Annotated in this window: 8 protein-coding genes and 1 pseudogene; 3 read left to right on the forward strand and 6 right to left on the reverse strand. The window is 47.0% G+C overall.

Going from position 1 to position 10,351, the window contains the following annotated elements:
* Positions 1-19 precede the first annotated feature (19 nt).
* The 3 genes and pseudogenes from EK374_RS18255 to EK374_RS21090 all read right to left on the reverse strand — a co-directional run.
* Positions 20-1,048, reverse strand: a complete 1,029-nt coding sequence (locus EK374_RS18255; RefSeq protein ID WP_127025963.1) for an FAD:protein FMN transferase — start codon at positions 1,046-1,048, stop codon at positions 20-22.
* A gap of 175 nt (positions 1,049-1,223) precedes the next feature.
* Complete coding sequence (gene rnk / locus EK374_RS20950; protein WP_233280408.1) at positions 1,224-1,652, reverse strand: nucleoside diphosphate kinase regulator; 429 nt, start codon at positions 1,650-1,652, stop codon at positions 1,224-1,226.
* A gap of 96 nt (positions 1,653-1,748) precedes the next feature.
* Positions 1,749-2,078, reverse strand: a pseudogene (locus EK374_RS21090) (GreA/GreB family elongation factor); the annotation flags it as partial.
* Positions 2,079-2,462: 384 nt separating this feature from the next.
* Here EK374_RS21090 and EK374_RS18265 point away from each other — a divergent pair.
* The gene (locus tag EK374_RS18265) at positions 2,463-3,377 is read left to right on the forward strand and encodes a pirin family protein (RefSeq protein ID WP_127025965.1); all 915 of its coding nucleotides are present in this window, start codon (positions 2,463-2,465) and stop codon (positions 3,375-3,377) included.
* A 273-nt stretch (positions 3,378-3,650) separates the two neighbouring features.
* A complete protein-coding gene (locus EK374_RS18270; protein WP_127025966.1) occupies positions 3,651-5,834 on the forward strand; it encodes a M3 family metallopeptidase in 2,184 nt (727 codons plus the stop codon).
* Between the two features lie 108 nt (positions 5,835-5,942).
* Here the strand turns inward: EK374_RS18270 and EK374_RS18275 are convergent, their stop codons facing one another.
* Together EK374_RS18275 and pmbA are read right to left on the reverse strand one after the other, a co-directional pair.
* On the reverse strand, positions 5,943-6,485 hold the full coding sequence (locus EK374_RS18275) for a hypothetical protein (RefSeq protein ID WP_127025967.1): 543 nt from the start codon (positions 6,483-6,485) through the stop codon (positions 5,943-5,945).
* Between the two features lie 240 nt (positions 6,486-6,725).
* On the reverse strand, positions 6,726-8,072 hold the full coding sequence (pmbA, locus tag EK374_RS18280; protein ID WP_127025968.1) for a metalloprotease PmbA: 1,347 nt from the start codon (positions 8,070-8,072) through the stop codon (positions 6,726-6,728).
* Between the two features lie 303 nt (positions 8,073-8,375).
* Here pmbA and yjgA point away from each other — a divergent pair, with 303 nt between their 5' ends.
* On the forward strand, positions 8,376-8,903 hold the full coding sequence (gene yjgA / locus EK374_RS18285; RefSeq protein ID WP_127025969.1) for a ribosome biogenesis factor YjgA: 528 nt from the start codon (positions 8,376-8,378) through the stop codon (positions 8,901-8,903).
* A gap of 32 nt (positions 8,904-8,935) precedes the next feature.
* Here yjgA and pssA read toward each other — a convergent pair whose 3' ends face one another.
* The gene (pssA, locus tag EK374_RS18290) at positions 8,936-10,279 is read right to left on the reverse strand and encodes a CDP-diacylglycerol--serine O-phosphatidyltransferase (RefSeq protein ID WP_127025970.1); all 1,344 of its coding nucleotides are present in this window, start codon (positions 10,277-10,279) and stop codon (positions 8,936-8,938) included.
* Positions 10,280-10,351: the final 72 nt, after the last annotated feature.

A 10,351-nucleotide genomic window follows, 5' to 3' on the forward strand; every position in this document is an offset into this window, starting at 1 on the left:
CTCAAGCAATCAAATAGGGTTATAAATAGGCTTCAAAGGCTTGTGAGTAGAGTTCTTCGAATTCACCTTGTTGGTTTTTAACAATAAACAAAGCTGCTATTTGCTGTTTATTGGCAAGCTGCATAGCTTTTTCAACACCCATCACCATAAAAGCTGTTGAGAGTCCATCAGCCGTCATGCAGGACGGATGGATGACAGTAGACGACAGCATCATATGCGTAATAGGTTTGCCTGTTTTAGGGTCTATTAAATGGGAATAACGCTGGTTATTTTCTTCAAAGAAAATACGGTAATCACCTGAGGTAGCAACAGCATTGTCTTTCGGCCGGATCAGGCGCTGTAACACCCGTCCTTCTGCGACTGGTTTTTCCAAACCTACAGTCCAGTCTTTGCCTTCCAGCGACACGCCTTTAATACGGATTTCACCGCCAATTTCAGCCAGAAAGTTATTAATCCCCTGCTGCTCCAGCACCTCCGCCACCAAATCAACACCATAACCTTTGGCTATAGTGGATAAGTCGACATAAAGTTCCGGTTTGGTTTTACGGACAGTACTGCCTTCAAGCTGCAGATACTGCACTCCTGTTTGTGTTCTGGCCAAAGCTATAGCGGCATCATCCGGCACTTTTTCTGGTCTGTGGGTTGGGCCAAAGCCCCACAAGTTCACCAACGGACCAACACTAACATCCAGATACCCATCTGTCAGTTGGGCCAGTCGGATCCCTTCGGCAAACAACAATCGCAGCATTTGTGACGCTTCACGCGGCTCAGTGGAATCACTATGGTTAAATAACGACAACTCGGAATCATTGATATAAGTAGAGGCTACCTGGTTCACTTCTTTTAACACCTGATCAATCTGAGCTTGCACCTGCTGCTGATCTGGCATCCCTGGCTGAGCTACATAGGTAACATGGTAGGTAGTCCCCATAGTTTTGCCTTCCAGCAACACTTTTTCGGCCTCTGGTTTTGCACAAGCGGCTAAGGTAACCAACACAAAAAAGGCGAAAAGCTTTTGGTTCAGACTCAGTGTAGATGCAGTATTCAAGTGGTTTTTCCTTCAGGACAGCTCTGAGGTTATTATCCCACAGAGTGCTGTGCCAAAGCCCTGTGCTTATCTGATGTTATGGCTTACCCATCGCCAAAGCCCAACGCCCTGAATCGCTGTATCAGTAATGGCCAGCCTGCTTACTGGCCATCCCCAACCACATAACAGTGCGGATTTATCTGTGCAATTGCCCTGCCCTTTCTGGCTGGTACACCAGTTGCAACACTTGTATGGGCTGAATCTCACCATCTGGCATAGGCCAGTGAATTTGATCGCCTTCACTAAGGCCAAGTAACGCTGAACCTACAGGAGCCAATACAGACACTTTATCCCCGCTTGCGTCCAAATCCTTGGGATACACCAGCGTCAGACAAGGTTCTTCACCTGTTTTCAGTAAACGCAGCCGCACTGTGGAATTCATAGTGACAATATTGGCTGGCATAGCCGCAGGTTCAACCACAGCACCACGGTCCAGCTCCTGTTCAAGCTGCAAACGAGCCGGATCTTTGGCAGGTAAGCGGCTTAACAGCTGATCTAATCGGTCCAGATCCAGACTGGACAGTACTATTTTTGGTAACGCCTGTTCGGCTAAGGTTTGATTCATAGGTTTCTCCTGTACAGAAGGATGGAAAGCCGGTGGTTGTTTCACCGACATCAGGTCACATAACATAAATCTCAGGGTGCGGCGAAATAGCGTAAGTTCGGCCACTTCACCAACATTTTTGCCAAGTAAAGCAGCACCTAAGGGGGATAACACAGAAATAAAGCCCCGCTCTGGTTGCTCCTGCTGTGGATATACCAAAGTCAGCCAGACTTCGGTTTGATCGGATAAATCCAGCAGACGAGCTGAACAGCCAGGCATCATGCCGGTTTCGCTTAAGGCTTTGCGTTTGCCTTTTGCAGCAGACTCTAATTGCAGCAGCAACTGTTGTAACTGCCACGGAGGTAGCGGCTGAATAGCCGAACTAGCCATAAAAAATACAGCCGAAACATCGGTTTTACCCGACGTATTTTTAATAAACATAGTCATTCCAGACTCCGGAATTTATATAGTCAGAAAATCAGGGGATATAAAAACCTGCCGACCCCATACAAATGGAGCCGGCTCAGGAATGGAAGACGGTAAAAAAAGCAGCGTGATAAGACGGCGACTTTATTGCTGTTTTGAACAAAATGACCTCCGTCTTGTTGCAATGGAAAAGGGAATTCGATGACGGACACCATATCCCATTTAGCGGCAAAACTCAAAATCGGGTCTTGCATGACAACCACAACAGGCAACCATTCATAAAATCAGAAGCTAATCCGCTATTTTTACTATTTTCTATTGTCGCCATTCATGCTTACACTTTGTGCAGAGGCTAACAACAACAGCCAATTCCTTTGTATTTAACTGACTAAGCAGGGACAAAGCATGAGCATTACGACCAAAAGCGCAGAACTGGAGTGCAATACAGAAGGCGGCTGTGACGCCATTGAGCTGGTAATTACCCCACGTTCGACAGATTTAGGCGATTTTTCTGTACGTCGTACCCTGCCCAACAGAGAACGTCAGATGGTTGGGCCATGGATATTCTTCGACCATATGGGACCCGCTGACTTTCCGGCCAGCAAAGGCATCAGCGTGCGGCCACATCCACATATTAATCTGGCGACTGTCACTTACTTATTTGAAGGCGAAATTCTGCATCGCGATTCACTGGGCAGCAAACAAACTATCACTCCGGGTGATATCAACCTGATGGTGGCGGGCAAAGGCATAGTGCATTCAGAGCGCGAGCGTCATGAAATCAATGGTTTACCTCATCGTTTACATGGTCTTCAGTTATGGATGGCGTTACCCGAAGAATTTGAAGAAATAGATCCGGCCTTTTACCACTACCCAAGCCGTGATATTCCGGCCGCCAATATAGATGGCGTGTCGCTGCGGGTATTAATAGGTGATGCGTATGGCCTGGTGTCACCGGTAAAAACCTACTCAGACACTTTGTACGTCGAAGCAGATTTGCAGACAGGTCAACGCCTTGAGCTGGCGAATGCAGAGGAAAGAGCTCTGTATGTTGCCAAAGGCCAGTTGAAGCTCAAAGATAAAGTGATCAACCAATATGACATGGTAGTTTTATCCGAAGCTGAAGGCGTGGTGATTGAAGCCACACAAAACAGCAGAATAGCGCTGATTGGCGGCAAGAACTTAGGCCCACGTTTTATTGAATGGAATTTTATTTCCAGCCGCAAAGAGCGGATAGAACAAGCCAAGCAGGATTGGCTGGCTGGTAAGTTTCCGAAAGTCCCGGAAGATGAAGTTGAGTTTATCCCATTGCCGAAGTAAGTTTGTGTATCTGGCAGCATAGGCTTTTTGCCTGTGCAGCCACTATGACCCACAGGACCCCAGATGCCCTGCAAAACAGCCGCACATCAGTGTAAATCACCGACTCAGAAACAAAAGCCTCAACTGCTCACCACTTATCCCACCAAACAGGCCATTTACTGCAAAACCTATTATTTGACCCTCGCTTTTGGCATACTCGACCAGTTAACAGTTAATGAGTTTTACTGTCATTCCATAACAAAAAAACAACCAAGATACCCAGAGGAAAAATCCATGCGTAAGACCTTAATCGCCAGCGCCATTGGTGCGGCAGTCGCTTTAAGTGCTTGTTCCAAGCCAGCCGAAGAAGCTAAAACCACAGCAGCAGTTGAGCAAGCTCAACCTGCTGCACCAGCAACGGAGCAAAGTGCAGTGAGTAATCCATTGTTCGTAAAAAGTACTCTGCAGTACGAAGCGCCAGAATTCGACAAAATTAAAGTTGAACATTACCAGCCAGCCATGGAAGAAGGGATTAAGCAGCATATGGCTGAGATCCTGGCTATTGCTGAAAACAAAGAACCAGCTACCTTTGAAAACACCATTGTGGCCATGGAAAAAAGTGGTGAGTTGTTAACTCGTGCCTCCACTACATTCTTTAATATGACAGGCACTATCAGCAACGATGAGATCCTGAAAATTCAGTCCGAAATGGCGCCTAAATTTGCTGCGCACTCAGACAATATCAACCTGAACCCGGAATTGTTTGCCCGCGTAAAAGCAGTGTATGACGCTCGTGCCACTTCAGGTTTAGACGGTGAAGCAACCCGTTTGGTGGAAGATTATTATGAGCGTTTTGTTCGCGCTGGCGCCAACTTAACTGAAGAACAAAAAACTAAAATCCGCGCGTTAAACGAAGAACAGTCCACACTGACCAACAAGTACCAGCAAAACCTGATGGCGATGAAAGATCAGATCGCGGTTTATGTGGATACTAAAGAAGAATTAGCGGGTTTATCAGAAGCTGAAATTACTGCAGCGGCAGAAGGCGCTAAAGCTAAGGGTAAAGAAGGTAAATTTATTATTGAAATTACCAACACCACCCGTCAGCCAGCTTTAGCTTCACTGGAAAACCGCGAAGTACGGAAAAAAGTTTGGGAAGCTTCGGCCTATCGTGGTACTTCAGGTGACACAGACAACCAGCCTATCGTTGCCCGTTTAGCTCAGTTACGTGCAGAGCGTGCCAAGCTGTTAGGTTATGACAACTGGGCTGCGTACCAGTTAGAACCGACCATGGCGAAAACTCCTAAAGCTGTACTGGATATGTTCGCTTCTATGGTTCCTGCCGTAGTGGAAAACACCAAAAAAGAAGCTGAAGCTATTCAGGCGATGATCAAAGAAACCGGCGGTGACTTTGAATTACAACCATGGGACTGGGAGTTCTACGGCGAAAAAGTACGTAAAGCCAAATACGATTTAGACGAAGCCGAAGTTCGTCAGTACTTCGAATTTGAGCGTGTACTGAATGACGGTATGTTCTACACCATGAACAAACTGTTTGGTATTACCATGAAAGCCCGTCCGGATTTACCTGTGTATCACCCGGATGTAAAAGCTTATGAAGTCTTTGACGCTGACGGCACAAGCATTGCAATTTTCTATGCTGACTACTTCGCCCGTGACGGCAAACGTGGTGGTGCCTGGATGAGTTCTTTTGTTGAGCAAAGCAAGCTGTTAAACCAGAAGCCTGTCGTTGTGAACGTGATGAACATCCCTAAAGGCCCGGCCGGTGAACCTACGCTGGTGAGCTATGACAACGTCACTACTATGTTCCATGAATTTGGTCATGCTGTGCACGGTTTATTCTCAGATGTGACTTACCCGACTTTAGCTGGTACTTCAGTATCACGCGATTTCGTTGAATTCCCGTCGACTTTCCAGGAAGACTGGGCGGCTCACCCTGACGTGATTGGCAACTACGCCAAGCACTATAAAACAGGCGAAGCTATTCCTGCTGAACTGCTGGCAAAAATCATGAAGTCACGCAGCTTCAACCAGGGTTATGACACACTGGAATATATGTCTTCTGCACTGCTGGACATGGAATGGCACTCTCTGCCAGCCGACGCTCCACTGCAGGACGTACAGAAGTTTGAAGCCGAAGCACTGAAAAAGCACGGTGTGGATTTAGCTGCAGTACCGCCACGTTACAAGTCGACGTTCTTCGCTCACGTTTTCTCTGGTGGTTACTCAGCCAGTTACTATGCCTATATGTGGAGTGAAATTCTGGCTGCTGACGCTTTTGCCTATGTGCAAACTCAGGGTGGCCTGAAGCTGGAAAACGGCATTAACTTCCGTAAAAACATTCTGTCTATTGGTAACAGCAAAGACCCTATGGAAGCTTACAAAGCTTTCCGTGGTCAGGAACCTACCACAGATGCGCTGTTAATACGCCGTGGTTTAAAGACTGGTATTAACTAAGATCTGCTGGTTTCAAGACACAAAAGCCGCTCTCTGAGCGGCTTTTTTATGGACGGTATGTCGCAACTATCAGGAAGGTTGTTGCGACTATATTCTACAAATTATTTGTCACGCTTCACTATTCTCAGCGGGCTTGGTATGACAAGTACTTAACAGCTGCTGTAAATGCGCACCTAAGTCCTGTTGGGCAAACTGCTGGCTGGCGATTGCCATCTGCTTTAATGTCTGTAATGCCTGCTCTAAACCTTGTTGTTCAATTAAGGTTTTAGCATACAGAGCGGCATCAGCACCACGTTGTAAGAAACCCGCCATTTGCTCCAGTGATACATCCTGTTCCATCACCTGCTGTAAATCAGCCAGTAACTGTGACACCTTGGCTGACTCAACCAAAGCGCCTTCCACACTGATTAAACGACCAACCGGATCGGCCACTAAAGTGGTAGCCACACAAGAAGCGACTGTGCCAGCTTCTGCACCATTGGCAACAGCTTCCAAACCCTGAGTACGGATTTGCTCTACCGCCTGCTGTAGCTGCTGATCTTTCGCTAGCCAGGCTTGTTCTAACTGCTGTTTTTCATCCCCGGCTAAATAGCCACAGCTGGTCAACAAAAAAGATAAAGTAGCTGGTACTAAAAAAGATAAGGACTTCATAAAAACTCCGGGGAAAATAATTAATGCTTTAGTGGGTATAGCTGGGGGAAAGTTCAGAAAAATCAAGGAGGAAAACAGATCAGAGTCGTAGACTCCAACCTGCAGATATACCCAAGTTACTTGAAGATGCAGCGAGGCGACAATGTAGGGGCGCGGGCTTGTCCCCGCCCGTCTCCATGTCGAGCTCCTCTGAGTCAAATATGCGCAGTCAACAAAGCTGCAGCTTCAAGGACGACGGGGTTAATGACCAGCGATTTGCATCTGGCCTATCAGCACTGAACCTGTCAGCACGCCACCACGAGGGTCAACGTCTTTGCCTATGGCCTGAATATCCATAAACATTTGCTGCAAAGTACCGGCTATAGTGATTTCGGATACAGGGAACTGAATTTGGCCGTTTTCAATCCAGAAACCAGCAGCACCACGTGAATAGTCGCCTGTGACTGTATTGACGCCCTGCCCCATCAGTTCTGTCACTAACAAACCAGTGCCCATATCACGGCACAGCTGAGCTAAGTCGGCATCACCATGTTGCACTAACCAGTTATGAATACCACCGGCATGACCCGTGCTTGGTAAACCTAACTTGCGGCCTGAATAACTGGTGGTCAGGTAGGTATTTAAGACGCCTTTATCCAGTATGGTTAAATCGCGGGTTTTTACACCTTCGCCATCAAAAGGACTGGAAGCTAAAGCTTGTTTTAAATGCGGACGTTCAATGATAGTGACTTTATCAGACATGACTGGCTGGCCTACTTTATCCAGCAGGAAACTGGATTTACGGTAAATACTGCCACCACTGATCGCAGACACCAGATGACCAAAAATACTGCTGGCGATATCAGCACGGAAAATCACCGGCACTTTTTGCGTGCCCAGCTTGCGGCCATTTAAGCGTTGTACTGTTTCCAGTGCAGCTTCGCGGCCGATTTGTGCCGGGTCCAATAAAGCACTTAATTCACGGGCCACTGTGTAACTGTAATCGCGCTGCATATCGTCGCCGTCTTCACCAATCACCACACAGCTTAAACTGTGACGGCTGCTTGGGTAACCGACCAACTGACCATGGCTGTTACCATAAACCTTTAAGCCCTGATGGGAAGAAAAAGACGCGCCTTCAGAGTTGGTGATACGGGCATCATAAGCAAAAGCGGCTTCTTCTGAGGCTTTACACCATTCGATAGCTTGTTCGGTAGAGACAGAAGCCGGGTGGAACAAATCCAGATCCGGTGGCGATAATTCCAGCCAGGCCGCATCAGCTAAACCCGCATGTGGATCTTCAGAGGTGTATCGGGCTATATCAATAGCAGCTTCGACTGTGCGTTTTAAAGCGGCAGGGCTTAAATCTGCTGTAGAAGCAGAACCTTTACGCTGACCAACATAAATACTGATGCCTAAACCACCGTCCTGATTAAATTCAACGGTTTCCACTTCACCATGGCGGGTTTCGACACTTAAACCACGAGTACGATTCATCGAGGCTTCGGCACTGCTGGCACCTAATTGTTTTGCATGTGCCAGCACCTGGCTGACAGCATCTTTTACTTCGGCGATTTCTTGCCAGATTGTAACTTCGGTTTGACTCATTGCTTTACCTGTCAGAGTGTTCTGTTTTGACTGCCAGAATGTGGCTTCAGCTTACCATAGTTCTGAAAAAATTGGACGTAGGGGCCACCAACGCAGCTGCCACTATGTTGGACAACTCGGCCCAAAGTAATTGGAGTTGCAGCAAGGCGACAAGCGAGAGAGACCCCAGGAGCATAGTTGTCTATGTGACTGGGGCTATGAGCGCAGTCAACGCCGCTGCGGCTTCAAGTACGAAGGGCGCCGCTGCTATTGCTCAGTAGATCGGGTATACTATGTACATTAATTAGATGGTAAGAGAATTCTATGGCCGATTTGACCGACTTTACCCATGGCGACGACTGGGATGTTGAGTATGGTAAAAGTAAGACCCAAGTTAAAAAAGAGATGACTGCGCTGCAGAAACTGGGTGAAGACCTGGTGGCTTTAAGCCCTGCTGCCCGTGCTAAGTTAGATTTAGATGATGAATTAAAAGACGCTTTGGCTCTGGCTGATAAGCTGTCGAAAAAACACGAAGCGCTGCGTCGTCATATTCAGTTTATTGGTCGTTTAATGCGTACCCGTGATCTGGAGCCTATTGAACGTGCTTTGGCTGTGCTGCGTAACACCAATCAGGCCGCGACCCGTAAGTTTCACTTAGTGGAAACCTGGCGTGATAAACTGATTGCCAGTCCGGATGCGTTAACTGAATTTGTTGCAGCTTTTCCAGAAGTGGACGTACAGCAGTTACGCGCACTTATTCGTAATGCAAAAAGAGAACAGGAAAAGGATCTGCCACCTAAGGCTTTCCGTGAATTGTTCCAGCTGATTAAGCCAGCTATTTTAGAAGACTAATGCTGAGGTCAGAGCTATCAGCTCTGACCCATCTATATCAGACGTTTCACCACTAAATCCGCACCTATACGGCGTAATTGGCCTAACAGCTTTTGTACTACGTCCGGATAATCCCGCACAGTTTCAATTTCAGAATAATGCACGATTTCACTGCTGTGGGCTGTGATCACCTGCTTTTCCTGTTCCAGCAAGGCTTTTAATTGCTGCAGATCGTCTTCCACATAAATACCGTTTTCAAAATCCAAAGCAAAAGCACGCGGATTTAAATTGTGACCGGTAAACAGATGTTTTACACCATCCACACTTAAGCCTTTAAGGTGATAGCTGTTGTCTTGGTGTTTCCACAGTTTGACGTGCAGTATACCTGCATCGATAAATTTCTGATTAGCACGGACAAACTTACGCAAAATGGTTTCGTAGAAATAAGGCAAACCACCAATTTTGCTAAAACGCTGACCTGGTGGAATATAAAAATCGTTAGCGGTTTTATCACCTACCACTATGGTCACAGTGACACCACGTTTTAAACATTTACGCAGCGCTCTGGCCAAAGCCACAGGTGGATTAAAATAAGGGGTGTAAATCAGCACTTCCTGCTGCGCCACCGAAAGCAGAGCCAGTACAGTGCTATTGAGCTCATTGTTGCGACGGCCTAAGCCCATCAGTAAGGATGCGCGCAGCGCTGAGTCTGTTTTATCTTCATACTGATAACGAGTCGCTTTGGCGTGCTTCAGCCATAAACGCGACTGACGTTTGACCGCCTGACTAACATAAGCCTCGTCATCCAAGAGTTCAGGCGTTTGTTCTTCATCGCCAAATAACTGCTGATGCGCTTGCACTATGGCGTCTGTCATCACCTGATTTTGCAGTACTAAATAGCGGTCGGCACGATAACGGTTTTCTTCTGCCAGATAGACATTGTTCAGTGAAGCACCGCTGTACAGCAGGGTTTGATCAAACACAAAACCTTTTAAATGCAGTACACCAAATAGCTCACGCTTTTTTACCGGCACGCCAATGATTTGAATAGGCAAGTCGTAGTCTTTGGCTATTTCACGGTAAAAATCGTTATTGGTGCGAGCGCCTTCCTGACCTATCAGGCCACGACGAGCTCTGTGGTAATCGACGTAAACAGTTACCTGTAAATCTGGTTTTTGCTGTTTGGCCGCAAACAAGGCCCGCAGAATTTGTTCGCCCGCTTCATCAGCCTGCAGATACAAAGCAGTGATCACAATACGATGTTGAGCGCGCTGGATCAGATCCAGCACAGTGCTTTTATATTCAGCAGCTGACCACAACACAGAAAAGGTTTCAGCCACCAGATCTGTTTTTGGCAATTTGGCCAGGCGACGTCTGTTTAACAAGGTTTGTAACATAACAGGCAAAATTCTCAGTCAGTTAAATTAGGGTCAGATCACATTGTTAGCAGCTAACAATGTGATCTGACC

Origin of the sequence: Rheinheimera mangrovi (assembly GCF_003990335.1) — a bacterium.
GTDB lineage: Bacteria > Pseudomonadota > Gammaproteobacteria > Enterobacterales > Alteromonadaceae > Pararheinheimera > Pararheinheimera mangrovi.

Coding starts and splice junctions, on each gene's coding strand:
- yjgA (WP_127025969.1), top strand. CDS start 8,376: ATGGCCGATTTGACCGACTTTACCCATGGCGACGACTGGGATGTTGAG.
- pmbA (WP_127025968.1), bottom strand. CDS start 8,072: ATGAGTCAAACCGAAGTTACAATCTGGCAAGAAATCGCCGAAGTAAAA.
- rnk (WP_233280408.1), bottom strand. CDS start 1,652: ATGAATCAAACCTTAGCCGAACAGGCGTTACCAAAAATAGTACTGTCC.
- EK374_RS18270 (WP_127025966.1), top strand. CDS start 3,651: ATGCGTAAGACCTTAATCGCCAGCGCCATTGGTGCGGCAGTCGCTTTA.
- pssA (WP_127025970.1), bottom strand. CDS start 10,279: ATGTTACAAACCTTGTTAAACAGACGTCGCCTGGCCAAATTGCCAAAA.
- EK374_RS18265 (WP_127025965.1), top strand. CDS start 2,463: ATGAGCATTACGACCAAAAGCGCAGAACTGGAGTGCAATACAGAAGGC.
- EK374_RS18275 (WP_127025967.1), bottom strand. CDS start 6,485: ATGAAGTCCTTATCTTTTTTAGTACCAGCTACTTTATCTTTTTTGTTG.